The organism is Candidatus Mesenet endosymbiont of Agriotes lineatus, from assembly GCF_964019585.1.
In the GTDB taxonomy this organism is placed as follows: domain Bacteria; phylum Pseudomonadota; class Alphaproteobacteria; order Rickettsiales; family Anaplasmataceae; genus Mesenet.
Genome location: NZ_OZ026454.1, coordinates 865,364 through 891,627 on the forward strand (window position 1 = coordinate 865,364; position 26,264 = coordinate 891,627).

At 32.3% G+C, this 26,264-nt stretch carries 23 protein-coding genes and 2 pseudogenes; 4 read left to right on the forward strand and 21 right to left on the reverse strand.

Going from position 1 to position 26,264, the window contains the following annotated elements:
- Positions 1-686 precede the first annotated feature (686 nt).
- Positions 687-1,117, forward strand: a pseudogene (locus AACL19_RS07065) (hypothetical protein); the annotation flags it as partial.
- Positions 1,118-1,278: 161 nt separating this feature from the next.
- Here the strand turns inward: AACL19_RS07065 and AACL19_RS04120 are convergent.
- Positions 1,279-2,010 (reverse strand): annotated as a pseudogene (locus AACL19_RS04120) (transposase family protein); the annotation flags it as partial.
- A gap of 895 nt (positions 2,011-2,905) precedes the next feature.
- Between AACL19_RS04120 and AACL19_RS04125 the strand changes: the two are divergent.
- Positions 2,906-5,464, forward strand: a complete 2,559-nt coding sequence (locus AACL19_RS04125) for a hypothetical protein (RefSeq protein ID WP_339045254.1) — start codon at positions 2,906-2,908, stop codon at positions 5,462-5,464.
- Positions 5,465-6,120: 656 nt separating this feature from the next.
- Here the strand turns inward: AACL19_RS04125 and AACL19_RS04130 are convergent.
- From AACL19_RS04130 to AACL19_RS04175, 10 genes are all read right to left on the reverse strand, one after another.
- A complete protein-coding gene (locus tag AACL19_RS04130; RefSeq protein WP_339045255.1) occupies positions 6,121-7,446 on the reverse strand; it encodes a hypothetical protein in 1,326 nt (441 codons plus the stop codon).
- Positions 7,412-8,122 (reverse strand): J domain-containing protein, encoded by a 711-nt coding sequence (locus AACL19_RS04135; protein ID WP_339045256.1) that lies wholly within the window; start codon positions 8,120-8,122, stop codon positions 7,412-7,414. Before AACL19_RS04135 ends, AACL19_RS04130 begins: the two co-directional genes overlap by 35 nt.
- Positions 8,123-8,140: 18 nt before the next feature.
- The gene (locus tag AACL19_RS04140; RefSeq protein ID WP_339045257.1) at positions 8,141-10,417 is read right to left on the reverse strand and encodes a hypothetical protein; all 2,277 of its coding nucleotides are present in this window, start codon (positions 10,415-10,417) and stop codon (positions 8,141-8,143) included.
- Positions 10,417-12,117, reverse strand: coding sequence for a hypothetical protein (locus AACL19_RS04145; protein WP_339045258.1), 1,701 nt, complete (start codon positions 12,115-12,117; stop codon positions 10,417-10,419). The genes AACL19_RS04140 and AACL19_RS04145 overlap by 1 nt, the downstream gene beginning before the upstream one ends.
- The gene (locus tag AACL19_RS04150; RefSeq protein WP_339045259.1) at positions 12,092-12,874 is read right to left on the reverse strand and encodes a hypothetical protein; all 783 of its coding nucleotides are present in this window, start codon (positions 12,872-12,874) and stop codon (positions 12,092-12,094) included. Before AACL19_RS04150 ends, AACL19_RS04145 begins: the two co-directional genes overlap by 26 nt.
- A 220-nt stretch (positions 12,875-13,094) precedes the next feature.
- Positions 13,095-14,378, reverse strand: coding sequence for a hypothetical protein (locus AACL19_RS04155; RefSeq protein WP_339045260.1), 1,284 nt, complete (start codon positions 14,376-14,378; stop codon positions 13,095-13,097).
- A gap of 79 nt (positions 14,379-14,457) precedes the next feature.
- Positions 14,458-16,470, reverse strand: a complete 2,013-nt coding sequence (locus tag AACL19_RS04160) for a J domain-containing protein (protein ID WP_339045261.1) — start codon at positions 16,468-16,470, stop codon at positions 14,458-14,460.
- A 48-nt stretch (positions 16,471-16,518) separates the two neighbouring features.
- Positions 16,519-16,941: a hypothetical protein gene (locus AACL19_RS04165; RefSeq protein ID WP_339045262.1), complete on the reverse strand. Its 423-nt coding sequence runs from the start codon at positions 16,939-16,941 to the stop codon at positions 16,519-16,521.
- Positions 16,942-17,033: 92 nt separating this feature from the next.
- Positions 17,034-17,810: an exodeoxyribonuclease III gene (gene xth / locus AACL19_RS04170; protein WP_339045263.1), complete on the reverse strand. Its 777-nt coding sequence runs from the start codon at positions 17,808-17,810 to the stop codon at positions 17,034-17,036.
- Between the two features lie 25 nt (positions 17,811-17,835).
- Positions 17,836-18,435 (reverse strand): RadC family protein, encoded by a 600-nt coding sequence (locus tag AACL19_RS04175; RefSeq protein WP_339045264.1) that lies wholly within the window; start codon positions 18,433-18,435, stop codon positions 17,836-17,838.
- A 490-nt stretch (positions 18,436-18,925) separates the two neighbouring features.
- On the opposite strand from AACL19_RS04175, the gene AACL19_RS04180 reads away from it, so the two are divergent.
- On the forward strand, positions 18,926-19,294 hold the full coding sequence (locus AACL19_RS04180; RefSeq protein ID WP_339045265.1) for a hypothetical protein: 369 nt from the start codon (positions 18,926-18,928) through the stop codon (positions 19,292-19,294).
- Between the two features lie 85 nt (positions 19,295-19,379).
- Here the strand turns inward: AACL19_RS04180 and radC are convergent, their stop codons facing one another.
- From radC to AACL19_RS04205, 5 genes are all read right to left on the reverse strand, one after another.
- Complete coding sequence (radC, locus tag AACL19_RS04185) at positions 19,380-20,072, reverse strand: RadC family protein (protein ID WP_339045266.1); 693 nt, start codon at positions 20,070-20,072, stop codon at positions 19,380-19,382.
- Positions 20,073-20,252: 180 nt separating this feature from the next.
- Positions 20,253-21,170: a zinc ribbon domain-containing protein gene (locus AACL19_RS04190; RefSeq protein ID WP_339045267.1), complete on the reverse strand. Its 918-nt coding sequence runs from the start codon at positions 21,168-21,170 to the stop codon at positions 20,253-20,255.
- Positions 21,121-21,882: a recombinase family protein gene (locus AACL19_RS04195; RefSeq protein ID WP_339045268.1), complete on the reverse strand. Its 762-nt coding sequence runs from the start codon at positions 21,880-21,882 to the stop codon at positions 21,121-21,123. The genes AACL19_RS04190 and AACL19_RS04195 overlap by 50 nt, the downstream gene beginning before the upstream one ends.
- On the reverse strand, positions 21,875-22,324 hold the full coding sequence (locus tag AACL19_RS04200) for a DUF2924 domain-containing protein (RefSeq protein WP_339045269.1): 450 nt from the start codon (positions 22,322-22,324) through the stop codon (positions 21,875-21,877). Before AACL19_RS04200 ends, AACL19_RS04195 begins: the two co-directional genes overlap by 8 nt.
- A 147-nt stretch (positions 22,325-22,471) precedes the next feature.
- Positions 22,472-23,641, reverse strand: coding sequence for a phage tail protein (locus AACL19_RS04205; RefSeq protein WP_339045270.1), 1,170 nt, complete (start codon positions 23,639-23,641; stop codon positions 22,472-22,474).
- Positions 23,642-23,697: 56 nt separating this feature from the next.
- Here AACL19_RS04205 and AACL19_RS04210 point away from each other — a divergent pair, with 56 nt between their 5' ends.
- On the forward strand, positions 23,698-23,982 hold the full coding sequence (locus AACL19_RS04210) for an HU family DNA-binding protein (protein ID WP_339045271.1): 285 nt from the start codon (positions 23,698-23,700) through the stop codon (positions 23,980-23,982).
- Here AACL19_RS04210 and AACL19_RS04215 read toward each other — a convergent pair.
- Genes AACL19_RS04215 through AACL19_RS04235 form a run of 5 tightly spaced genes read right to left on the reverse strand, consistent with a single transcriptional unit; the run spans position 23,954 to position 26,263 of the window.
- Positions 23,954-24,751, reverse strand: coding sequence for a baseplate J/gp47 family protein (locus tag AACL19_RS04215; RefSeq protein WP_339045272.1), 798 nt, complete (start codon positions 24,749-24,751; stop codon positions 23,954-23,956). The genes AACL19_RS04210 and AACL19_RS04215 overlap by 29 nt on opposite strands.
- A gap of 8 nt (positions 24,752-24,759) precedes the next feature.
- Positions 24,760-25,089: a GPW/gp25 family protein gene (locus tag AACL19_RS04220; protein ID WP_339045273.1), complete on the reverse strand. Its 330-nt coding sequence runs from the start codon at positions 25,087-25,089 to the stop codon at positions 24,760-24,762.
- A complete protein-coding gene (locus tag AACL19_RS04225; protein ID WP_339045274.1) occupies positions 25,086-25,346 on the reverse strand; it encodes a PAAR domain-containing protein in 261 nt (86 codons plus the stop codon). The genes AACL19_RS04220 and AACL19_RS04225 overlap by 4 nt, the downstream gene beginning before the upstream one ends.
- 7 nt (positions 25,347-25,353) lie before the next feature.
- Positions 25,354-25,818, reverse strand: coding sequence for a phage baseplate assembly protein V (locus AACL19_RS04230; protein ID WP_339045275.1), 465 nt, complete (start codon positions 25,816-25,818; stop codon positions 25,354-25,356).
- Positions 25,805-26,263, reverse strand: a complete 459-nt coding sequence (locus AACL19_RS04235; protein WP_410519876.1) for a hypothetical protein — start codon at positions 26,261-26,263, stop codon at positions 25,805-25,807. The genes AACL19_RS04230 and AACL19_RS04235 overlap by 14 nt, the downstream gene beginning before the upstream one ends.
- Position 26,264: the final 1 nt, after the last annotated feature.

Here is a 26,264-nt window from a genome sequence, read left to right on the forward strand (position 1 = left end):
TTTCCTGATGGAAATGTAGTGAATCAGATATATTTCAGAACAAAAGAAAAGTTTAGTAAATTAAAATATAGAGGAAATTTTAAGTAAACATGGTAATTAGTATTCTCAGTGTAGTGGAAAAGGTAGATGAATCGTTTAGAGAAAGTGTAACTTATAGTATTTCCTAAACTGAATCTCTGTTGACCAATAAGAAGTTGATGAATTTGAGCCAACTTTTGATCGTATGCCAAAATATGGTTCAATCCGAAGAATATGATAGAGCATTTTCTATTAATTCGGGAGTGTTCAACGCAAAATTAACTCAACTAAATTTTCAATCTGTTAGGAAAAAAATGTCAAAAAGCCCAATTTGGTAAGATAGCTAAAAATCACATTAAAAAAATTTACCAAATAGGTAGAGATTTATCGAAAAAATCGTATATAGACGAAGTTGGATATAGAGAGGCCACCAAGAGGAGAGAAAATTTATGTGGATGAGAAGATTTGTTGCTTTACTGGAGGTTGTAATAAACGGCTGGAGCACTGCCTAAATTACCATATAGTAGTTATGCTGCTTTTCACAAGATTGCCAAAGGGAGTATTCTCCAAACCATACGAGTGAAGATAAGGAAAGTTGGTGGAGAGAAGAAAAAAACAGGGCTCTTAAATTTATTACAAAAAATTATAATGAGAAAAATAACTAATTTATCCTCAACGAATTTTGTAATGAGAAAGCAGATGAAATATCAACTATAACAGAAAAGAAATTGAATGATTTTGGATAACATAGATGGAATTATTAAATGAAGATTCTGTAAGGTTTAAATTTTAGGTTTACTGAATATAAAAAGAATGTACAACAACTTTATTTAGACACATCTCACAATTTAAAACAATTTAAAAGCATAGGCTATATTAGCCTACCTAATGATATGGAAAATTTGTATAAAGGATATGTATAGTGGTTATGAATGGGATAAAATTACATTCTAAATCATGAGCTAACAGATCAGGGTTATAGAGGCAATATATCAACTGCTGACTTAGTTGTACCTTAAACAAATGGATGAAGCTTAGCTGTTATAAATCCGATACCAATATGTATGACATAGAAACAAATCAAAAAATAGAGTTTGTTTAGAATTTCTAGAAAGGGAAAAATTAAAGTGAGATCAAAAATTAACTGAATACAATCAAAAGAAGAAGGGCTAGCAAATCAAAAGAATAGACCTCTTTCAAAATTAGACCCCCTGCGAAACGGTATACTAGTAATGAGGTATGAGTTAGGCCAAAGCAAAAAAAACCATGCTTCAAGTTGACAATGCCAGAAATAATATTAAACCCCATGTTATATTTTTTCTGAAAATTACGGTAAACATGTGACATAATTTTAAATATCTTTGAATCTTATTTTCCACCCTCATTCTAAACGATGCAAGCTGCCTATTATGATCCTTTTGCTCCAATGTAAGTGGTTTTTTACGGTATTTTTTATACGGAATCACAACATCTTTCTGCAATTTTTGCCAACCCTGATATCCAGAATCAGCATATTTTATGCTATCTATTGGCAGAAGCTTCTCCTGTTTTCGTATCTTAAAGTCATGAATCCTGCCACAATGAGATTTTGAAACCTTGTCCGTTTTCTTCATTTCGGTTTTTATGGTGGTTGTTTTCTTTTTTCCAGAATAGCTTTTTCTTCTCTTTTTGCTATCTTTTGGCTGCTGTGTCTGTCACATCTACAAAAATATTTTTCTGGTGTTGTCTTTTGTGATCGTGACTTTTTTCGCTAACCCATTTTTTTCAGCAACCGGCAAATATTTGAATTGTGTAAATTAAACAAATAGCCCAAAAATGGATGTGTTATATACGTTCGGTAGTATATTAGCACACATAAAATTTTGTCTTCTAGCGTTTTAATGTGAGATTTTCTTCCGTCTTCTGTTTTTCAACTTTTCCCCATTCAGGCCTAACTATTTCGACTATTTTTTCGCATTCTGCTATCAGCAGATCAGTTAATTGACGAAAAATATATTTGCCACTTTTTTATAGCTTATTGCCATTTTCCCTCTGCTAAAACTGCTATTTTATATCTTTTTCTCTCTTTTGATACCTATTTCCTGCTTTTCGCAGGGGGTCTAAAATAAAATCTCTGCAATATCTCCACGGTCCATAATTACCTCCTTTAAAATGAATATTAAAAATATAATTTTGTTTATGTTAGCCTAAATTTGAAAAGGCCATACTAATTTTGATATAGCGAAGTACTTTTATAACAACATGTAAACCAATTTAGATGAAAAAAAATTGCCTAATTTAATTTTAGAAAAGAAAAAGCAATACAAAATATTTAGAACATATCATAGCATAATTTAAAAGAAGCTTGATTATATATTTTGACTGAAGTTAGTACTGAACATAAATATTATATTTACTGCATTTTACCTGTTTGTTTCACCTCTCAAAAAGATGGATACCTTCATTACTACTATTAGTATGCATTACTATAGCCCATTCTACAATATTAAAGAACAAAACAGAGAGAAAATTTAGAGAGAGAGGAGTGCTCCACCATAGCAACTTATATGAACTGTTCTCTATTCTAATATCGGCATAGCCTAAAAGCCGCAGCGGTAGCCCTCTCTATCTCACATACATGTACACCTTTGTATCTAATTATGCTATAAAATAATCCCCTGTTTTGTTTTCCATAATGTAGCATTTCTTATCTTTTTTCTCTAAAACATTGGTACCTTTTTGTAGTTTTGAGAGTAAAGTAAATATTTGAATTTTTGTTGAGGCTAGGAAGGACGGTGTTTTTTACAGATTTATTAGTTTATCTAACCTTTTCCCTTTGAAGATTAAACAATTTACTTTGTAAATTAAGATTTAATGATATACTTAATAAAAAATGTTGAGGGGGGTTATGGAATTCAATAAATATATTAGCGGCACTACTTTAAATATAAGTAAAGTAAAGCTAACTCTTAAAGATATACAGCATTTAGTAAGGTTTTTACAAAAGAATTCGTATATTATACAACTCAATTTATTTAGTAACAAAATTGGCGTTGAAGGAGCAAAAGCATTAGCTAAGCTTACAAACCTTACTTCTCTTGATTTAAGATTTGACTACATTGGCGATGAAGGCGCAAAAGCATTAGCTAAGCTTACAAACCTTACTTCTCTTGATTTAGAATTTAACTACATTGGCGATGAAGGCGCAAAAGCATTAGCTAAGCTTACAAACCTTACTTCTCTTGATTTAAGATCTAACAAAATTGGCGTTGAAGGAGCAAAAGCATTAGCTAAGCTTACAAACCTTACTTTTCTTGATTTAATAGATAACGAAATTACTCTTAAACAGAAAGAAGAGTTAATTGAAGCATTAGCAGCACTTAAATTAGATGGATTAAACCAAAGCGAAAATAGTTCCTTGTTTGGGAACACGATGCTTCGAAAATTTTATAACTACTTAAAAGGCTTACCTTCTAAAACCGATGAAGAATTATATAGAAATGGTGTAAAAGAGATGATTTTTACGCTAGCTAGACATGATGATAATGGGACAACAATTAAGCATATATTGACTTACTCAAATAAATATCCTTTCCTAATTAATTCAAGGAATAAAGATGGACATAAGTTATCTCATTTTTATACTCACTCTCCTGATATGCAAAAGTTCTTGTTTGAACATGGTTTAATTCCAGAACCGAAAGAGCAAGATAAGAGATTACAAAATATAATAACAGATAACCAATCTGTTCATAACAACCCAGTGGTTAAAAAAACAAATTTTATTGTTAAAGAGTTAGTTAAATCTTCTAAAGCTAGTCAAGATGAGTTAAAACAAGCAGCAGATTTTTATTTAGCAGATATACCCAAATTGCTACAGCAGTACAAAGATGATCAGATCAGGGTAAAGTTACTCAGTATCACTGAAGATGAGAAAAGAAGTGTAATGGAAAAGACATTGCATGAGAATGTGCCTGTACCAAGTGATCAACAGTTCGTTGAAGCTGTAATGAGCAAGGCTAAAGAAACATTAAAGATACAATATTTAAGAAAAAAAGCAACTGGTGAATATGACCATGGATATCCTACAACTCAAATGCAATATGATTATACGAAAGATGACGCAAAGGTTACCATACCTCAGTCTATAGGTTATATTAAATTGCTTATTGATGGATTTGATATTCCATTGAACGAGAGAAAGGAATTGCTGGTTACCCTTGCAGAGCAAAATCCGAAATTGATAGAGCGAAAGCTATCTTACATAAGATCAGAACTTGAAAATGATGACATTACTCAAGAGCAGGTAACTAAAAGATCTGAGTTTCATAAACTATTAAATGATACTGAAGATAAAAACAAAATAGATAAATTGTTTGAGGAAATAAGCGGTTTGGATCTAAAAGAAATATGGAAAGAACAAAAAAGGTTTGTCTTAGCAAAGCAAATATATGTAGCAGCCACAACTTATGGTGAGAATAGCAGTGCTTGTATTCAAGGTACATGGAGTCAGATTGTAAATAGTATAAGTGAAATTGATTTAGGGTTAGCTGATAAGTATGAGCAATATTTAGCAAAAGAAAGAAAAAAGGAAAAGCAAAGAGAAGTTATTACAGCAAAAAATATTGGAGAATTTGAGGAATATCTAGGTAATCAGTTAATACAATATGCTAAAGATCATCCAGAATTAAAAGAACCTTTATTAGATTTTGCATTAGTGATGGTAGATGTTGAAAAATCTGAGGAAATTATGCTGGAGCAACAACAAATTCTCGCAAAGATCAATCAAGAGTTTAGCAGTAAAATCAAAGAATATTTACCTAACTATGGCAGAGATATACCAACGTTACAAGAGTATAAGATTATCGTTGATGAAATAGCAAATGTTTCAAGTCAAAAAATACAACAGTTTATTGATAATAAAAAAGCACAAATCAAGTTAATGATTGATAATCCAATTAACCAAGAACAAGTTGAGAATGATACAGTTAATAAAGAAGAAAATTTAGAGCAACACATTCATCTACAAAATACAAATGTTGTTACTGATAAACCACAAGCAGAAATAAAGATTACTAATTCTGCTATAAAGTCACCAGTAGTTGATAACAATACTCGAGGACAAACTTTAGTGAGTAGTGTAAAAATAGTGAACAGTAATAAGTCACAACAGATTAGCCCAATAAAGAAAGCTATATATACCACTATGACAGTTTCTCCATTTATAGCGGTAGGAATTTACGCTGCAGTAGCTTTATCAATGGCTGGAGTAGTATTTAATCCCGTTGTTGCTGCTGGTATTTTTATTAGTGTAGCAGCGCTTGCAGCTATATGTTTTGCGATAGTGAAAATTTGTGAAAAAGTTAGTGAAGAAAAAGGTAAGAATTCAGGTGTGAGTTCATGTATTGTTTCTAATGGTGGAGTTGTTCCTGGATGCCTTAAAGGCAGTGAAGTAGCAATTTCATAATGTAATAAACATGAATTAATTATGAATGTAATTTAAATCTTTAACTTTAAAGAATGCCTTTCTATAGAGAAAGATGTACTATAAAGAAATTTGATGATTATGTAGTTTTGCAAATCAAAAGGGAGTGTTTCCCAAACCATACGCGTCAAGTTAAGGATGTAGGATCAGAAAATTCATTGAGCTTAATGTGGGTATCCTGATTTATCTATATTTATTTTTTTTGACCAGGATTAGGTGTATTGTTTAAAAAATATCTATAAATTATTAACTATGCCATTTAATGCTAAAAGATGATTCCTGCTCTTGCATTCCTGTGAGGTATTCTTTTTTTGGCTGGATAAAAAATCGCCTATGGTTGCTGTTTTAATAAGTTTGCAATAGACCTTATTTGTTTGGTTAATAACGCAAATTGGTATAAGATAATTTTTTTAGAAAAATCTATAATTCACTAACTTTACTATTAAAAACACTCCCTCCCTCTTCCTGCCTGTGGTTATTGAATACTCCCAGCCTGACCTATCATATCAAGTCTTGTTTATATACACCACATCTACTTTTCTGTCTTCTATATTGAACTATGATGTAGCGCTTCACTTCCAATTTCTACTTCATCAAAATTAGTTGATACTTGGTCTGATTGGGATTGTTGTATTTTATCAGCTCCTACCCATGCCAGATGAGCATCCTGGCTCAACACTCACGTCAGTTAAAAAACTTCTTATGCCTGCATTAATTAGCCCAGCATTAACCATACCTTCTTTTATTACTTGCTCTCTATTTAACTTTATTTCTTCCATCACTGTACTAACTATTGGTTCTGGAGGATGTTGTCTATGTTCCATGGCATAATTTACTACTGCTTCTACAACTTCATCTTGACAATCTAATACTATATCTTGTAATTCACTATCAAGCTTACATACTTGCCTCATAAGGGCCTTTCTAGTTCTATCCTTTAGTTCCGCTCTAACTTTCCCTTCTTCCGCTCTAGCCAACGCTTCACTTATTCTTTCTGCTTCCTTTTCAGCTTCTTCGGCTTTTTTCTTTTCTTTTTCAAACCATGTTTCCTCTTGTTTAAATTCTTCTTGGTATAGCTCTGCCAATCTATCTAATGCAAAAATTAGCACATTCCCTATTTCTTTTCTCCCCACTTTTTTACGATAGTATTTATCGATCTCTTCTCTTAGCTCTTTTTCATTTTGTTCATAACAATAATAATTTATCATGAGACTTAAAAACTCAGATAACTTATTATGTGAAAGCTCCTTCATATACTTCTTGCTTTCTGTAATAAACTCTGTTTCATTATTTCCTACTACAAACTTCTGCTTATCAAGTGCACAAGAATCAAAACCACCACCTAGTGGACCCCACTTGTAAAAACAACTCCTTATATCTTCACAGAGCTTAAGAATAAACTTATAGTATTTTTTTGCTAAATCAGTATATTTTAGTATTGGCTGTACAAACACTTCATCCGGCTTTACTTTATTTGATTTATAACTTCCTAGCAGCCTATATTGTTGTTCACTTTCTTTTAATAACTCTTCTATTTCCGACCTTATCATTTCTAATTCTTTAGACTTGCAACACTCCTCATTTAGTAATTTTAATTTCTCCAGCCAATGCTTTTTATATTCTTCCTTATATTCATTACAGCATTCATTAAACTCTTCTTTTGACTTATTTACCATATTATGTATAATTTTAATCTTCTCTTGATCCATGGAACCGTCATCAAACATTGTTCTTATCGATTCTAAATCTATCTGTAGTGCCCCAATTATAACCCTCTTCATTTCACCTAAATAGTTATTACGTGCCGGTATTAATAATGCCCCTTCCCAATACTCTAAGTCATGTAATTTCCTGTATACGGCCATGTTTATTACTTGAGATATATCTTGATTGCCATTGATTATGCTTATTGGAACATAACTAAACAACCTATATATACCCACGCTCCCTATATACAGATCCACCTTTATCCTTGATATGCATAGCATACTCATGTATTTTCCTCATTGCTTGCCATACATCATTTATCACTCTTTGAGCATCATCATTACTACCACTTTTATCAGGATGATGTGTAAGCGACAACCTTCTGAAAGGTTGATTAACCTGATCCTTAAAATATTGCTCATGCCAATCTTTAGGCTTTTTACCTTGTTCTACTTGTATAAGGCTGTGATCAAGATATATTAAAAGCCATTCAAGCTTTAGTTTCCCCAGCGCTTCACCTAAACTTGTTCCTTCTTTACCATCAACTTTACACAATCCTTGTATTAAAGGTTCCTTCTTTTTTTGCAAAGATTTCCCTGTTTCTGTACTACCATAACCTGCTTTACTTTTTACAGCGCTAGCTACGTAACTTACTTTATTTACAAGACTGCTTGTAATAGTATTTACAATACCAGATGCTCCTCCCTCCATGATATCATCCCCCTTTGATTGTTTCCTAGTTAGAATAAAAGCAGTGCTAAGTATTGCAGCTGTAGCACCTAAAGCTATAAGTAATATAAAATTACCTCTTCTACCTGAGTAGATAGGCCTACCAAGCAATGATGAAGCCAATGATCCCCAAAAAACAGCATGTGTTAATATTGAAAGGCATAAAAGAGCTTTTTTTCTTTTCTTCATGATTTTTATCCCCATTTATTTCAGCTCTCATCATCACCTATTCACTCCAGATGCATGGCTTGTTCCAGGTTGAACACTCACATTAGTTAAGAAACTTCTGATACCAGTATTAATGAGCTCAGCATTAACTATACCCTCGCTTATTACTTGTTCTCTGTTGAGCTTTATCTCTCCCATTACTGTACTAATTATCGGTTCTGGAGGATGTTGTCTATGTTCCATGGCATAATTTACCACTGCTTCTACAATTTCATCTTGGTTGTTCTCTACTATGTCACCTAACTCATCACCAAGCCTACGTATTTCCCTTGTGAAAGTTTTCCTTATTCTCCTTTCCAGTTCTGCCCTTGTTTCCGCTTGATCCGCCCTTGTTTTCTCCTCATCCGCCCTTGCTACTGCTTCTTCTATTCTTGCATCTAATTCTCTCATTTCTTTCCTAGCTTCTTCCATTCTTCTTTTTTCTTTTTCAAACCAATTTTCCTTTTGTTTAAATTCTTCTTGATATAATTTTGCCAGATGATCTAGCGCAAAAATCAGTACATTTCCTATCTCCTCCTTTCTCTGTACTTTATCATCATAATATTTATTAATCTCCTCTTTTAGTTCTTTTTTATTTTGCCTGTGATAATAATAATTTATCATATAGTTTAAAAACTCAGATAACTCTCCATACGAAAGCTTGCTTCTTATATAATCCTTACTTTTTTCAATAAACTCTGTTTTGCCTTCTCCTACTATAAACTTTTGTCTATTATAAGCCTCCTTATCAAACCCAGAAACACGCGTAGGAAAGCAGCTCCTTATATCTTCACATAACTTAATGATAAACTTATAGTACACCTCTACTAGATTAGTATACTCTAATACTGGCTGCACAAAGACTTCATCAGGTTTTACTTTATCTGATTTGTAACCATTTAGTATTTTATATTGTTCTTTGCCTTCTTTTAGTAACTTATCTACTTCTGGTTTTATTATTTCAAACTCTTTAGACTTTCCACACTCTTCACTTAATAATTTTAAATTCTCTAGCCAATTCTCTTCATAGTCTCTTTTATAGTTTTCGTGACATTCATCAAAATCCTTTTTTATTGTGTTTGTTGCTTGAATAAGATTGTTACCCACTTCTTTGGTCATAGCTTCTTTATTGAACATCTTTTCCATCAAATTTAAATGGTTTTTCAGTAATGCTATATACTCTTTTACTTTCCCTAGATAGTTATTACGTGCCTGCATCAATTTTCCTTCTTCCCAATACGCTAAGTAGTACAATTTACTGCATGCTGCTATATTTACTATTTTAGAGATTTCTTGGTTACCATTTATCACACTTATTGGGATTTCACCAAATAACCTGTATATATGTCCATACTTTTCGTTAGCACGCCCATCTTGCATAACATAAGCATGTATGCCCTCTAGCGCTTTTGAGGTTTCATTGATAACTTTTTGTATATCATTTATATCAATCTGGATATTCTTGTCTGGATGATATGTAAGTGATAGACGTTTAAAATCTTTTATTCTATTCTTAAAGTATTTATCATGCTCTCCTTTACTTTTTTTACCTTCTTCCACATCTTTTATGCTCATATCAAGACGCATAAGTAACCATTTTAACTCAAATGATGCTAAGGTTTTATTTAAAGTCGTATTAAAATCAGCATCAACATTATAAGTTAAAACAATTGCCCTGATTAAATTGCTAAGTCTATCTTTTGCTACTAATGTTCCTGCACTTTCTAAGCTGTTTTGTTGACCAACGCCGCCTCTTCCAAAAACATAAGAACTTACTGCTATTCCCACTCCTACTGTTGCCCCTACCATTGCATATGCTTTTTTCATTGTTTCTCCCCCTTTCAATTGCCCATAATTATAAGTATATCCATACTGAACTATACGAAACTGATGTACCACTACATCTGTAAATAAAGCAAGAATTAGCCTCCATGAGAAAGAATACCTACAATACTCTATGGCTCTTCTTTCTTGTTTCTCACTCATTTTAATTTCTTTAATCTTCTTACTCCACGGCCACCACCAATGAGTTTTTACTTCTCCAAAAGCTTCAAGTAATCTTAAAGTCTCTTCTTCTAAATTCTCATGATTTTCATTTTTTTGCTTCAACTCTTTGGCGTTTAAACCTTCTTTTTTACATAAGTACTCAAGCATTGTTGGACCAAACTCCCACCACAGTATTCGATATTTTCTATGACTTGATAAAAATTGAATAACGTTATTCTGCCATAAAGGTATACTGAAGCTTCCAAGTATACATGCATATTTAGCAAATAGCAGTTCTTCCTCCATCAGTTCCTACCCATACCAGATGAGCATCCTGACTCAACATTCACATCAGTTAAAAAACTTCTTATGCCAGTACCTATGATTCCAGCACTGATTACACCTTCTCTTATTACTTGCTCTCTATTTAACTTTATTTCTTCCATTACTGTACTAACTATTGGTTCTGGAGAATGTTGTCTATGCTCCATGGCATAATTTACTACTACATCTACTATTTGATCTTGATTATCCTCTACTATATCACCTAACTCATCATCAAGCCTACGTATTTCCCTTGTGAAAGTTTTCCTTATTCTCCTTTCCAGTTCTGCCCTTGTTTCCGCTTGATCCGCCCTTGTTTTCTCCTCATCCGCCCTTGCTTCTGCTTCTTCTATTCTTGCATCTTTCTTTTCTTTTTCAGCTTTTTCTATGTTTTTATATTTATTTTGCGACCATTCAGTTACATCTGTAGGATATCCAGGACCTTTTAGTATTTTCTCCCATGCAGGACTCCATTCTGTTGTATAAGACTTTACTGTGCGACATATGTACTTCCACCATCTAGTGAGAAACATTGACTTTGGTAAGTCATTATACTCCTTGAGAATTGTAAGAAACTTTTCATACAACTTCTTTAGATTTGGACTTCTAGACTGCTTTGCTTCTTCCTCTATCTCGCTTATATAGTCAATTATAACTTTATTATCACCTGTTGCAACTGCCAGATAGCCAATATCAATACAGTCATAGAGTTTTGTATATGCATCTTCAAAATGCTTCTCAGTAGATCTATCCCTAAAAAATGGTGCAAGTACATCTAATTCTTGAGAACGGACATTCTCTATACAATCTTTCAATAAACTCATAAATTCTCTTTCTCCTTCACCACCTATTTTATTTAACAGAGGTACATTTTTTCCACTGTCTTCAAAACACCCTTCTTCTGACGGAACAGTTGACACAACTTTAAGTAAGTCTATACCTTCTTCTCCAATAACGGGAAAATCGAATACTAATTTGTGAACTTTCCTCATTATTGTAAAAATTGACCTGTTAACTAAAGCTTCATATTCCCCTCTTAATTTGAGTAAGTATTCTTTTACTGTTATCAATTTCTTGGTTTTAGGATCATTAATGTGACTAGAAAGTAAAGATGCACCATTTGCAACTAATACACTTATAATATGTATACTAGGGTTATTTCTATTTACGGCATACTCCATAAATCCATTTAACAATCTGTAATCACTGTTTTCTTTAACTTGCTCCTTAATTTTTTTCTTTACTTGATCTTGTCCTAAGTTACAGCATTCTTCATGTAATGGATGATTCTTATCTTTGCTGCTAATATCTAATACATGATCTACTAATCTATCATAAACTTCTACAATAAATTCTTCATTTTTTATTTTACTTACAACTTCTCTACTGATACAGCTAAGTATTGATTGTAGCTCGTTATCGCCTTCTCTTAATTTACTAGATTTCTTCGCTAGAGATTCATTACCTTCATATAAAGGATATATTAATTGATCTTCTTCAATCCTCAATTTATAATCTTTAATAATTTCATTATATACCTCTTCGTATATTTCATTATAATGATTAGATAAGTCTAACTTTAACACTGGTTGTACAACAAGATTATTCTTAAATTCCTCAGCAGCTTCTCTTACACAGTTATTTACTTCTGTATAGTTATTCACTATAGTAAGAAAAAACATATTCTCCCTCTGGATCTGGGACATATATGTTTTGTACACTAAATATTTGATACTTATTATCTATACTTTCACAATTAAAACTTTTATATTTTTTTAATATTTCCTGCTCTGCAGATTCTAACTCCTGATTTGCTTCATTGACTTTATCGTTGTTTGCTTTATGTCTTGTAATATTTCTACGTGCTACTTCAAATGCTATTTTAAAGTATTCTAAAATATTCACTAATTCTCTATGTTGTTGAATCTCATTGATTTCAATAATCTTTGATAAACATGTTATAGTATTTTCAGGTTTTGTTTCTAACTGTTTCAGAATGTCTACTAATTCTTTAGACAGCTGGTCTTCGTCTTTCGTTGGTAATGCACAATATATAGTGGGAAAGATTTTTGCTAATATTTTATATGTCTTAGTAGTATTTTCAAGTTCTCTTTCTAACTGCTCTAGAGTAGCTATTAATTCGTTAGAAAGATAGAATTCTTTTATTGTTGGTAATGCACGATATGCAGCAGGAAAATTTTTTGCTAATATTTTCGACTGTCCATTAATAATATTCAGAGGTAATTGATACTTAAGTGTTTTTATAATGCCAAAGATATTATGTAAAAGCAGAGAATGAGTAAGCCAATACTCCCACAGTTGACAATTTTCTAGTCCTAAAAGTACTTGAAGTAGCTCAGGATCACTGCAATCAATTGCTATTTTTACTTGTTCCTCAAATGATTTATCAAAGAAATTAACTGGCTTATCATCTGGCATTTAAAATCCCCCACTTAAATGTATATTAATATTATAATAAATTAGGATAGGATCTCAAGTTTTTTTACTATTTCTGCTCTAAGTGTTTTAAAAAGGTCTGGTTGATGCAATTAAACGATAAAATTTATATCCCCAATACATATTTTCCAAATTGTTGAAAACCGTTTTTTAGACTATTACAAATGCTATTGATCAAAGTCCTGCTCTTTCTATTTTAAACTTAAGTTTTATCTACAGAACTTCCACAGAAAAGTTTTTTCACATTACAAACTTTCTCCATAAAGGAAGATGGAATTTTTCTTTTATTTTTTGCATTGTTTGACTGTTCTATGGTTTCTGATAATTTTGTAGGTACACTACCATTTCTTTCAAAATTTTCATCTTTTATAGCTTCTAGTACTTTTTTTCCTCCTAAAAAGAAGCTTTTATCCATGATACTTTTGTCTTGCAGTTTATCAATTTTAGCTTGGCTTTCCTCGTTAAGTTTTACCTTAATCTTATTATTATCTGTTGTATCAGGATACAAGTGGATTTTAATATCTCCCATTTTAGTAGGGAAAGAAATTATTATGCCATTACCAACTACATCCATATAATTTCTTTTTTTTCCTACTTTTTCAACTTTCACTATATCGTCACCAATCTTTAATATGCTTTCTTTCACATTTAAATCTCGACTTATTTTGCTATTTGTAATCTTTGCAACTTCAATACTGCTATTTTTTGAACACTCAATAAAAAGATAAACATTATCTATTTCTACTTTTAAATCTTCAAGTTGTTTATCGCTATTTACCATACTTTCATATACTTCACTTTTAAGCATATTTTTAATTTCTTCTAACTTTGCTAAAACAGATTCATCACTTCCCCACATAACCTTATCTATTCTTCTATCACTATAGAGAATATTTGCACCTGTTAGAAGTAACTTATTGATGATACTAACTAAAAAGTCAAAATTGTCAGTATCTGTAAGCTCATTTAATGCATCTTCTTCAGTTGCCGGATCTATACGTGATCTGGTAGTTGGTGTTATTTCTGTTACTCTATTAACAACATTAGCTAATTCTTCAAATATTAAGTTTGATACAGTATTCTTATAATCATCACAGGGTGCATTAAACCCTATTCCTTTTGTTTTATATTTATCTATTAAACGATCTATACGTTCAAAATTACTTTTTAACACAGAACCATCACTCTTATAGAGTGTGTTTTTGCTATTTTCTTCTGATATATTTTTCAGCTCTTTATGAAACTCATCAATTAAATCTCTTTCTTTTTGAGTTAATTCTAGATTTTTGTATGAGCAAGGTGAACCTTCTATAGTAGGAGGACTATTATCTATATCATCTGTAACGTAAGATTTATCCCAATCATCACTCCAATCAGAGTCTTCATTTTGCTTTTGTGATACTTGATTTTGCATGCTGTCAGTAGGATTAGAACATTTCAAATACTCTGTATATCGTTTTTCACCAGTATTAATAAACTCGTACATAACACCCCCTTAAAGTTTAACCTTTATAGTATAATCAAATTATGCTCAAATTAATATAATTTTTATTATTAATATTGTATTAACCACCAAAAAGATATTTCTGAAATTGTGCGCATTGATCTTTCAAACTACTAAAAACATTACTGATTGAAGCTTGTTCCAAAAAAGTAGGTATGATAGCTGAAGTAGTCGGTTTATAAGATTCGTGTTTAGTGAACTCTTTGTCTTGGATAGCTTGCAGAACATTTTTCCCGCCTAAAAGACAGTTTTTACCGAGGCTTGATTTGTCCTTTAATTTGTCAAATTTCTTTTGATTCTCTTTGTCGAGTTCTACTTTAATTTTACTGCTATCTTCTTTATCAGGATACAAAAGAATGCTGATCTTCTCTGCTTTACCTTCTATGGTAAAAGACATCTTAATCTTGCCTTGCGGCACATCTGTGTAATTTCTTTGCTCTTCTAATTTTTCAACTCTGACTATGCTTTCTCCAATCTGCAGTATGCCAATTTTTAAATTTAACTTATATTTTGAGTTTAAATCATCTATGAGCTGGTTGTTTGTAACCTTTGTCATTTCAACAACGTTACTCTTTTCATATTTTATGAAAAAATAGCCATTATCTATTGCTACTTTAAAATCATCCTTATTTTTATTTATAACACTGTTGTATGCTACGTTTTTAAGCTTGCTGTCAATCTTCCTACACTTTTCAAAAAGATCATAATCAATATCATAAGTTACATGTGTTAATCTATCATAATAGAAAAAACTGCGCTTTACCTTCCCGCCTTTGAGTAGTAAATTGCTAATGACACTCTTTATAATTTCTAAACTATTGCCTTTTAATATTTCCTCCTCTTCATAATTTTCAGTCAGATCACATCCCTCATGAACTCTATGTGTTGTGGGACGTACAGCGACAACATCGTCAAGAACACCTTTTATTTTTTCAAATATAAGATATGTTACAGTGCTGTCATTATAGGATGAATTTAACCTTATCCCTCTCTTCAAATATTCATCCACTAAACACTTAATACGTTTTAAAGCATTCTCGGTACAATTTATATTAAGGTTATGTATATTCTCTTTACGCTCTTGGTCATTTTGTGCTTCTACCTCTGCCATTTTTTGATAAAATTCATCTATCAGACTCTTTTCACTTTCAGTTAATGGTATTTCCAGCTTCATTAAAAAGGAATCTTCTGGGAGGAGGTAATCGGAACTACAACTTGAATCTTCCTCAGAACTCCAGTCGGTAGAGTCGGAATAAGTTTCATCAGTTTGCAGTACAGATTCAGCACATGAAATATCTGATTCTGTATTGTATTCATCTTCCTTATTTTTTAGAGCACATTGATCATCCTTTTGACCCAAAGGGAAGTTTTGTATTTCTTGAGTAATTTTATGTAGTGAAAATAAGATCTTTACAGTGGGTGTTTTTTCTTTAGCTGCTACTAGCAAAATTTCATAAATGCCATGGTATAATTGAAACTCATAATCAGCTTGTTGGCCTAAAGTTTCTAGCTGCTTAATTTTTTGATAAAATGCTTTGCTTAAATCTTTTAAGCTATTTCCGAAATAATCACCTCGCAAAAATTTGATAAAATATTCAGCTGCTTTTTCTGGCGTTAAAGACCCTATATTCAACTTTGTTCCTAAGTCCTCTTTTGTTTTAATAAAAGAAAATAGATCATCTGCAACATTACTCATAAGATCGGAATGAAAAGCCTTTAGATATGACGAAGACTGATTTCGATTAAGTGGTTTCTGTTGGTATTGACCTACAAGTTGTGCATGTTGCTGTCTAAAAGACCTTGAAAATGGAGTACCTGCTGTAGGTAAATAACCTGATGGTGTTAAGGATATTTCAGTATCATGAGATGAATTAAAAATTTCCCACTCTTGATCAAATTTTTTTCTTTCAATCGGATCACTTAAGGTTTGATAAGCTGTTGTCAGTAATGCCATTTTTTGCGCACTACCACCTTTATCAGGGTGTTCATACAATGCCTTATCTCTATAAGCCTTTTTAATAGCATAAGTAGGTACGTTTTTATTCACCCCTAAGATTTGATATAAATTATGCATTTCCACCCCTCTTTTTTTAAATTTTTAATAAATCTCTATCAGTTTTACTCACATTTCATCAAAACGGCCAAAATAATTTGGTTTTGCAAAGCATTTTAAGCGTTTACTCAAATTATTAGCTTTAGCTGGTTGTAATTGATATTCCTCCATTTCATTAGGAAAGTGTGACAAGCCATCATCTGTTCTTATACCACTTTCGGGAATCAGCCTATTACATTTTTGGTTATCTGTTACATCATTCTTTACATCACATTTTAAGCGACTACGAATCTGCTCTAAAAAGTAACTATCTATTTTCTCATCACTCTCATTCTTATATTGAACATTTTCTTTAGTAGAATTCTCAAATATTGCTTCAATAAGATACTTTTCTATTTCCGATACACTTGTATCTTCATTATTTGGCTTAATTGTGAATTCTTTAATATTAGACAATGTTTTTTTGAATCCATCTTCTAGTACATCTGGCATAACTATATTTTTTATTTAAACGCATTATATGAATAATAGCATAACTCTGATAAAATTAAGATTATTTTAAAAGGAATAGTTGATGCTTTCTTCTAAAACACACACACAACAGGAGCATGATCTGAAGCATTATCTTTACCACGTAGTTTGTTATTTATATAGCACTTCTCTAACCTATCTGTGGCTTCTGGTGATAATAAAATGTGGTCTATTCTCATACCCTTATTCTTCTGCCATGAGCCTTCTCGGTAATCCCACCAGCTAAACTCTTTACTTTCTGGATTTGTTATTCTAAATGCATCACAGTAGCCTGAATGAAGTATAGCAAAAAGCTTTCCTCGCTCATCTATATGAAAACCTATCTTATCTTCATTGGCATAATCGTCATGCACATCTATCTTATTTGGTGCAACATTATAATCGCCACCTACTAAGGTTATTTCTTCCTTTTTAAACAAGTCATGTAAACGCTGATATAATAAGTCAAGAAAATGTAACTTATACTTAAATATTTCAGAATCAATGCTTTGGCCATTTGGTACATATACACTCGCAACCCTTAGATTAAAACCATTACATTCAATCAAACACTCCAAATAACGTGCTTCTTCATTATCAACAATACTTGTGTTTAAACTATCCTCAACTACTGGATATTTTGATAATATCGCAACACCATTCCTAGCTTTTTCTCCATGCACTATACACTTATAACCCAAGTGCTCTATTTGTTCATAAGGAAACTGCTCATTTGTACATTTTATCTCTTGTAGCATTATAATATCAATTTCATCTTCAGTAATAAAGCTACAGAGTTGATCGATCCGTTTGCGTATAGAGTTAACGTTCCAAGTGGCAATTTTTAGCATAAATTTAATACAGTTATATCACTATCTATAGTAACCCTTTTTCTTTAAAACTAAAATATCTTTTAGGGGTTACTATTATATGATCCAAAAACTCGATCTGCATACAATGACACGCTAAAGAAAGTTTTTTTGTAATATCTATATCATTCTCTGAAGGTCTTACATTGCCGCTTAAGTGGTTATGACTTACTACAATTGATGTTGCTCTTAAAGATAATGCCCTCTTTATAACATTTCTAATGTAGAGTGGTGCCTGATCTACTGTTCCATATTTTTGTAGCTCATCAGCAATTATGCGATATTTTTTATTTAAGTATATTACACGAAAATTCATCCTGTCATACATACCCACACTAACTTTTAAGTAATCTATTAATTTTTTCCAATTACTAACAATGGGCAATGTCTCTATCTCTTCCTGTAATATCCGTTTTAAAATTTCTTTCACGCATAATATAGAAGTTACTACTGCATCATTTACACCTTTTACGCTCTTTAAATCATAAATGTTGGCACTAAAGATCTTAGTAATACTACCTAGCTTACCCATTAACCTATATACGATTTCTCTAACATTTGGTTGTGCCCTATACAATATAAGCTCCATGATTTCACTATTTTTCATCACTTGCTATAAAAAACTTTGAATGTAAATATTGCTGCCTTTTATCCTGAGCTCTACTTTGAATAATGTTTACATTACTGTTCATTTCTTCTCTATATTTAATCATTAAGATATTAACATCTATTAAGAATAAATAAATTAATTTATGCTAATATCATATAATCTCAACAATAATCTACAATGCACACTTTCCTAGGTAAGAAGATTAAAAAGTATCTAAAATATCGGTGTTTAAATAGTGAGGATAAGACTCTTTTTGCCATATATGATATCCCTCAAGGAATGCTCATAGATTATGATTTAGAACAAGTATTGCTTGATCATTTTCAGTTGTCTTACATATACTCAATGACTAGTTCTCTTTTATTATATAAGACGTAAGATCGACAATAAACTGATAGATAATAAGTGTTTAAATTACGAAAATAATAATTTTAAAAATATCATATGCTTACTTGTTTTATCTAATGATGTAGAAGAAAATCTGCGTATGCAACTCATTCATTTTAATCAAGATCAACTAACTGGGGCATTTCAAAGTAATGGCTTTATCCAAAGAAGTGAACCATTCGAAGTTTTCAAAGACTATTATTATAATTGTGTGCATTCTACCGAGTATTTAGCTAATCCAAAATTAACACTAATTATCCCTTATTTTCTTTGTCAACTAGTTGAAGAGGAGAATCTCAGTAATGAAGACATTGATCGCTATATTAGTTTTAAAAACGAGTTCTTCAAACAGAAGGAACGTACCTCTGATAATAAAGAATATGCCTTAAAATTTTTAAGTGATAGTTTAGATAATCGAGAATTGAGAGATGAAATTTTACAAATTAAAAACTTTGACTATAAATACTGACGGTTTAATCCAACTGATTATTAGTTTGGCAAAACAAAGAATTCTAAAATATAGTTGATCTTATAAATCTCCTTTGTTATAATTCCTACAGTAGGCCATTTTCATAGAAGCTAAAGTGATTTTTTGCTGTAATGATGATATGATCCACAACCTCTATGCCGATACTATGGCAGGCTATAGAAATCTGTTTTGTCATCTCTATGCCATTTTGTGAGGGCTCAACACTGCCGCTTGGATGGTTGTGCGATATAATTATAGAAGTCGCTCCTACTAGTAATGCCCTTTTTATAACTTCTCTTGTATACAGTGGTGTTTGATCTATTGTTCCAGTATCTTGGATATATTCATCAATTAAACGATGTCTTTTATTTAAATAAATCACTCGAAAGTTTTCTTTACTTATCTGACCTATTGTTAGCTTAAGGTATTCAATTAACTTTTCTATGTTGTTTATTATTGGTAGTTTTTTTAGATCTTCTCTTAATGTTCTCTCTAAAGTTTCCTTTATGCAAAAAATTATTGCTATTGCTGAGCTGTTCACCCCAGAGACACTTTTTAGCTCATGAAAATCTGCATTCACTACTCTCCCCACGTTATTGAACAAACCTATTAATTTTTCTGCAACAGCTCTACTTCTTGTTTTACGATAAGTGGAGTATAAAATTAACTCAAGTATTTCGTGATCAAACAATGACCTACCCCTGCTAGATAATATACGTGCTTCAAGTCTTTTTCTTCTTCTTTTTCCATTTTTGCTTCCATTACCATTATTATTCATAAAACTCTTAAGTAGCATATAAATTTTAGATCTGATATCTACAGTGGTGGTCATCTATCCATCTATTTCTACTTAAGTCAACTTATATTTATCTTATTTTCTTGATGTTTTTTATTTATAAGATATTCATTAAAGTACAGAAGATGTTAATGTTTAGATTTACAGAATAAATTGCAATCACTACTGTTCGTAAAAAATCTTCTCTTGTTCATGCCACAATATTGGCATATTTCTTATACCGGAAAGATTAGGAAATAAGTTTGTTGAGCCATTTAAAATATCTTCTTTGATTTTAGGTGAAAGAAAGTTCAATTTCAGTACACGTTGTGGATATTTTGATCCTGGTCTTTCTTGCGAATAGAGCTCCTTTATAGTTCCATATTTACCACAAGTTAATTGTCTTTGCCACATATGTGCTCTTACTAGCGCTTTAAGCAAGGTGTAATTTATACTTTTTTCTTCTTTAAATTCAGGGGATAGTATTACTGTTTGGTTGCTACTTTTATTAAATTTTAGTGATGTAAATAAAAATATTTCTTCATTTGCCATACCATCATTTGATCCTTCTTCAATATTCCCAGCAAGCCTTATAAGTTCTGTAGGATTAATGCAGATTCTCGCTCCATCTTCACTTACTCTTATAGCCTTAACTAGCTTGCGAATAATCTTTTCTTGCTCTCTTGGAAAGAAATTATCCCAAGACCTGTCTATTCTTTGTAATTGAGAGATTTTTTTATCATCTAAAATTTGTAAATTAGCTTCTCTTATTGGATTTTTAAGTAATAAGCGAATTTGCATAACAACAGCTCTTTCTATTTCTCCTGCAGCTATGCTACTACTACTTAATAAGCAACCCTTACCTCTTATATAACTGTTGCAAACATAATAACAATACCTTTTATTTTTCTTCTTGGTATACGTAGCCTTCATCACTGACTTACAACTATCACAGCTAATTAAACCTTTAAGTAGAGCTCTATACTCTTCCTTAGGCTTTATATCTTTACGCTTAACAAAAACCTCTTGTGCTTTATTCCATAGCTCCTCATTAATTATTGCCTGATGTTGTCCGGTTTCCTTTATGAGTAATATAGCCAATGTAAGTAGTATTAGTTAGAATGCCTCTTACTGTAGCAATTTTAAACGGTTTTTCTGCTTTAGTCTTATACCCTTGGTTATTTAATTCTCTGGCAACTGCAGCTGCTGACTTTAAACCTATAAATCGATTGAAGATATATCTTACTACCTCTGTCTCCTCTTTATTAACAACAAGCTTACGATCTTCTACATCGTAACCAATGGGTGCTTTTCCTCCCATCCATATACCTTTTTGTTTTGAGGCAGCAAACTTATCTCTAATTCTTTCTCCTGTAAGTTCTCTTTCATATTGAGCAAAGCTTAGGACTATATTGAGCATCAACCTTCCCATTGAATTTGCAGTATTGAAAGACTGTGTTACTGAAACAAATGTTACTTTATGCTTATCAAACAAATCTACTATCTTAGCAAAATCAAGTAACGATCTTGAAAGCCTATCTATTTTATAGACTACAACACAATCAATCTTAGAATTCTCTATATCTTTAAAGAGTTCTTGCAAAGCTGGTCTTTCTAAAGTGCCGCCAGAATAACCACCATCATCGTACTTTTTATCTACTAAAATCCACCCCTCATGCTGCTGACTTTGAATATAACTTTCTCCGGCTAAACGTTGGGCATCTAAACTATTGAATGCTTGCTCCAGTCCTTCTTCACATGACTTTCTGGTATAGATTGCACATTTTATCTCTTGAATAACTTTTTTAAGCATTTTTCCTTGTAGGTGATTTTTTACGCATCCCGAAAAATAAAGGGCCATTGTAGCTATTGCCAGTAATTTTTCCTGCTATTTTAGACAATGATTTATACTGCTGTCCCTTATAAGTAAATCCTGTGTCAGTCACTATTACTTCATGTTTTACCCCTCGATACTGACGAATAAGTCTTGTCCCTGATATGGGCTGATCTGACATCTTACTATTTACTTTCTTCCCTTGCTCCATTTGATCAGCTAAGTAGTCTAGCTTTTTCTCAGCTTTATCTGATAATCTGCCATAGGCCATCTCTTGCAATCTATAAGCTATTCTTGGTATTAAATATCTCTTTGAATATGGTGGTGAGTCAGTATTAAAAAGTCTCCTCCACATCTCTCTCAGTTCTACTAATGTTTTACTCTCTAAAGACATCACTTCTTTAATTACAGATGTATCCATTTTTCTCCTTAAAAATTAGTTTCTTCAGCGACAGAGAATTTTCTAATGTTTACTGCTATACTTCACAGTAGTCCTTAAGCTAAATTAGAAGTCAAGTTGCTTGTAGTAATAATAAAATATTATATATTGTAATGTTCATATATATACTTAATATCTGCATATTATTGGCCTAACATCAGACCATGGCCTATTTAAATGTTTATGTTGATGCCAAGTTACCACCCCAAGGTAAAATACTGCAATATAACTCTCTAATTCACGAATTGACTCTGCTTGTTTTGAGTCTAAATCACTCTTAAGATAAACATGATATTCTGCTAAGTTATATCTCTTAAGTCTCTGATCATGAGGATAACTTGCTTCATAGTGATAGCTAACACTGAATCTTTCTAAAATTGGCTTATACTTTAAATACCATACTTGTTCTGAAAGTTTATCATTTCCCAAAGAAAATCTATCACCTACCTCTTCATAGTAACATAGAGGGAAACAAGCATTTATATCTTCCAAGTTCCAACTATCTGACAACACTATTTGTGTTTTAGCAAATTTAATCTGTGGCAATAAAGTTTGTGGTAATGGGTATAAAGCTTGAAAGTTATGCCACTGGTGCTGGCGCCTACAGACACTATGATAATTCTTAGTGTGTGGCTCTGTTTCTCCAAGTATTGCTACATCCAAACGATATAAATCATTGCTAAAAACCTGCTGATAATGATCACGTAAACAGTCATCTATAATCTCAACAAATAGACTTTCGGATCTAAAGTAATTAATCCTACCAAATGACAGCACTGGACCATCTTTTGTAATCTTTATCCCAGAATAATCAGAAAGAAGATCTCCCCATAAGCTTGCATCCAATATAAATCTTTGAGCATTATAGTGATCATTGTACACCCTCATCAGTCTTGATCTTACTGGTAATGCCAGTTTAGTTAAAGCGATCACTGTATCAATAAAGAAATTATTAGGTACATCTTTAATACCTATTTGTAATTCAAAGAAATGCTTTCCTGGTGGCTCTTCTTCAATGGTGATGGTATCAATATTTGCCCATTTTAATGCCATTTTAAGTGATGCTGGTGTTCCTCTTAAACGTTGAAATTCTATTCCTTCCTTAATTGCTTTTCTTTTATCAGCTACCCAGTAAAGAATCTCTTCCAGGCCATACTCATCAACCAGCCACGGTAGTATTTCTTCTTTAAAGCTAAACTTAAATCCTCTAATGCAACTCACGTCTAAAGGATAATTGATTGCTTCTACTATCGCTTTTTCTGTCGTCAATGAATTAGGAGGTAATAGAGTAGCTTTCATTTGAATTTGCATTATCTTGGAATAGATTTTATATATTATTTCTAATTGGGTAGAACATGAGTAAAAAAGAGATAATAGATGGACTTCTTAAGCAAAAAGAATTCCTTGGTATTAGAACTGAAAAACATGCTGAAGACATAGTGGGTGCCATCCTTAATATTTTAAAAGAAAAATTAGAACATCTAGATTACGGCAAATCATTTAGGTTACATACCATTGGTAGTTTCTACGCAATAAAATGTAAAGAGAGAAAGTACCGTAATGCTTATAATGGTAAAGTCGCTATTCTTCCTTCTCATAGACGTATACGCTTTAGGGATTATAAACCTTCTCAATCTTAAAACTGCCTAAAATAGCGCTTTCATTGCCTTTGATTATAATATCTTCTTTTGGCTCTATAAGTTCTATATTCTCTACCCCTTCTGTAAAAAGATGGGCAATAATCCATGATCTGGTTACATTCCAACCCAACCTTTTAGTGAATTCAAACTTTTGTATAAATTGCTTTTTTATGTTTTCAATAGTATCTGATAAAACATTAATTTTTGCATAGATATCAACTGGAATGATATTACAGCCTACTACTGTCACTGTATCAGTTAACACTCTTACATCATCTTGAGTTACTTGTTCTTTGACAATGCTTAGCAGTTCCTTAGAAGGTATCCCTTCCGTAGATAATATAGCAATCTCTACACTACCAGGAATAAGTGAACTAACTAAAGCATCTTTAACTCTAATGTCAGCTGACAAGGCGTGATAACGATAATGCTCTTTACCTCCTGCAGCCCCCCAACCAACAATCTTAGCTTTAATTCTTTTTCTTAAACGTTCATCATCCTCTGTACCTTTACGCTCAACTCCATAAAACTCAGCCAAATGTTCAAGATCCGTATCTGTGGCAAAAGCTAGTAAATTAGCACAAGCTGCCTCATTAATTCTCTGTCTTAGCAAAAGCTCTCTCCAAGCAGCAATTTCTAAAATCTTTATCGCTGGATCACTTTCAACTAATGCAGAAAAGTTAGGATCTTTTTTTACTAATTCCGCCTTCATCCGTGATAAGATCTCCTCAAAATTTAGTGGTTCAATTACATTTGGTGCTTTTCCCATCTTTTCCACTACAAACTGATGTTATCAAAAGAAACATTCTTCCCTTCTGGCAGGTACTTTCCTTCAAGTGATAAAGTAACCTTACCTTCACTCACTTCTGTAATTTTAACTCTATCAAGTTTAAATCTTCTTTCCCATTTGGCTAAAGCATCAGCAACTGCTGTATAGATCTCCAAGTTTCGATTTGTAGGTCCATCTATAAGTGCAAATAGTCTAGAGCCATAATCTCTTCTCATAACTCTACTGCCAATTGGTGTGGTTAGAATATCAACTATCGATTGCTTTAAATGCTCTAACCCTTCTAATACCTTACCATTACTGACACTCATTCCCCTCATGTTTTACCAGAAAAGACATTACCACTACCATTTGCTATTTTAAAACCACAAGAGACTAAATCTCCAACTCTGGCTATACCAAAACCATTTGCAAAAACAGTAGCTGATCCTTGAATTAGTGTTTTGTTTTCTGTAAAACTATCCCCCAGACGACAAACGGGTTTACCATTAACAAATACATTATCACTTCCCCCAGTGCAGATATGTTGTGATGTTTCTGCACAATAATCTCCTAAACGGACAACTGATTTACCCATTTTCCCTCTAATTTAGATCAACTCTTTTGGCATTTAATTTAATACCATCCTTAGTCATCTCCAGACTTGATTCCCCAACTGTCAAGGTAAGTTTATCCACCACAGAAACTTCAAGATGATGATCATCTTTATTATATGACAACTTTGTTCCATCTTGAAACAACAAGCTACTGATCATTTTATCATTCTCTACTGCTGGATACTTTTGCTGATAAATACTACCAAGTACAATTCCAAGAGATAACTCTCCTGAGGGTGAAAGTATTACCACTTGTTCATCAATACTTGGTGGCAGCCAACTCCTCTCTTCTCCAGCTCTGAAAGTTATCCATGGTAGCCATCCAGTTAAAATCTCATCTACTTTGACCACAACTCTTGCTTGTGAGTAATCTACTTCTTTTATAACTCCAATACGGATGATATTAGCTAGTTTCCTCTGCAGTTGCGAGATGGCAAAATTATGCTCCAGCACTTATACCTCCTATACTTATGGAATGTGATTCAATATCACTATCTACCCAGATTGAATGCCCCACATGCGCTTCATGCACCCATTCAACTAACCAGACAAGATAAGCATCTAATTCCGGTTTAAATCCATCTCCTTCTGCTGATATAAACTCAGCGGGTGAAATATTCTCCATATTCCAAGTATTCTTATTTACAACTCTTGCAACTTCAGCTGCCAATGATCTTACAACGAGAAAAGCATTATCTATACTACTATCAATTACCGCTCTTGCTTCAAACCTAGCTCTAAGGGCAAGCTCTTCCGTACCTGGATCTTTTCCTGGCTCCAAACTTGTAAGCTCAACAAATACTGCTGGAGCTAATATCTCTTTACGTACTACTGGGTAATTCTCACAAGTTTGTACTGCTGGTATTTCACTTTTGACAAATTTTATCGTGCAGCTCAGT

What these genes read in the sequence shown, in the direction of transcription:
- AACL19_RS04125 (WP_339045254.1), top strand. Translation starts at nt 2,906, where the DNA reads ATGGAATTCAATAAATATATTAGCGGCACTACTTTAAATATAAGTAAA.
- AACL19_RS04135 (WP_339045256.1), bottom strand. Translation starts at nt 8,122, where the DNA reads ATGGGGATAAAAATCATGAAGAAAAGAAAAAAAGCTCTTTTATGCCTT.
- AACL19_RS04140 (WP_339045257.1), bottom strand. Translation starts at nt 10,417, where the DNA reads ATGGAGGAAGAACTGCTATTTGCTAAATATGCATGTATACTTGGAAGC.
- AACL19_RS04145 (WP_339045258.1), bottom strand. Translation starts at nt 12,117, where the DNA reads ATGTTTTTTCTTACTATAGTGAATAACTATACAGAAGTAAATAACTGT.
- AACL19_RS04150 (WP_339045259.1), bottom strand. Translation starts at nt 12,874, where the DNA reads ATGCCAGATGATAAGCCAGTTAATTTCTTTGATAAATCATTTGAGGAA.
- AACL19_RS04155 (WP_339045260.1), bottom strand. Translation starts at nt 14,378, where the DNA reads ATGTACGAGTTTATTAATACTGGTGAAAAACGATATACAGAGTATTTG.
- AACL19_RS04160 (WP_339045261.1), bottom strand. Translation starts at nt 16,470, where the DNA reads ATGCATAATTTATATCAAATCTTAGGGGTGAATAAAAACGTACCTACT.
- AACL19_RS04165 (WP_339045262.1), bottom strand. Translation starts at nt 16,941, where the DNA reads ATGCCAGATGTACTAGAAGATGGATTCAAAAAAACATTGTCTAATATT.
- xth (WP_339045263.1), bottom strand. Translation starts at nt 17,810, where the DNA reads ATGCTAAAAATTGCCACTTGGAACGTTAACTCTATACGCAAACGGATC.
- AACL19_RS04175 (WP_339045264.1), bottom strand. Translation starts at nt 18,435, where the DNA reads ATGAAAAATAGTGAAATCATGGAGCTTATATTGTATAGGGCACAACCA.
- AACL19_RS04180 (WP_339045265.1), top strand. Translation starts at nt 18,926, where the DNA reads ATGCAACTCATTCATTTTAATCAAGATCAACTAACTGGGGCATTTCAA.
- radC (WP_339045266.1), bottom strand. Translation starts at nt 20,072, where the DNA reads ATGAATAATAATGGTAATGGAAGCAAAAATGGAAAAAGAAGAAGAAAA.
- AACL19_RS04195 (WP_339045268.1), bottom strand. Translation starts at nt 21,882, where the DNA reads ATGCTTAAAAAAGTTATTCAAGAGATAAAATGTGCAATCTATACCAGA.
- AACL19_RS04200 (WP_339045269.1), bottom strand. Translation starts at nt 22,324, where the DNA reads ATGGATACATCTGTAATTAAAGAAGTGATGTCTTTAGAGAGTAAAACA.
- AACL19_RS04205 (WP_339045270.1), bottom strand. Translation starts at nt 23,641, where the DNA reads ATGAAAGCTACTCTATTACCTCCTAATTCATTGACGACAGAAAAAGCG.
- AACL19_RS04210 (WP_339045271.1), top strand. Translation starts at nt 23,698, where the DNA reads ATGAGTAAAAAAGAGATAATAGATGGACTTCTTAAGCAAAAAGAATTC.
- AACL19_RS04215 (WP_339045272.1), bottom strand. Translation starts at nt 24,751, where the DNA reads ATGGGAAAAGCACCAAATGTAATTGAACCACTAAATTTTGAGGAGATC.
- AACL19_RS04220 (WP_339045273.1), bottom strand. Translation starts at nt 25,089, where the DNA reads ATGAGGGGAATGAGTGTCAGTAATGGTAAGGTATTAGAAGGGTTAGAG.
- AACL19_RS04225 (WP_339045274.1), bottom strand. Translation starts at nt 25,346, where the DNA reads ATGGGTAAATCAGTTGTCCGTTTAGGAGATTATTGTGCAGAAACATCA.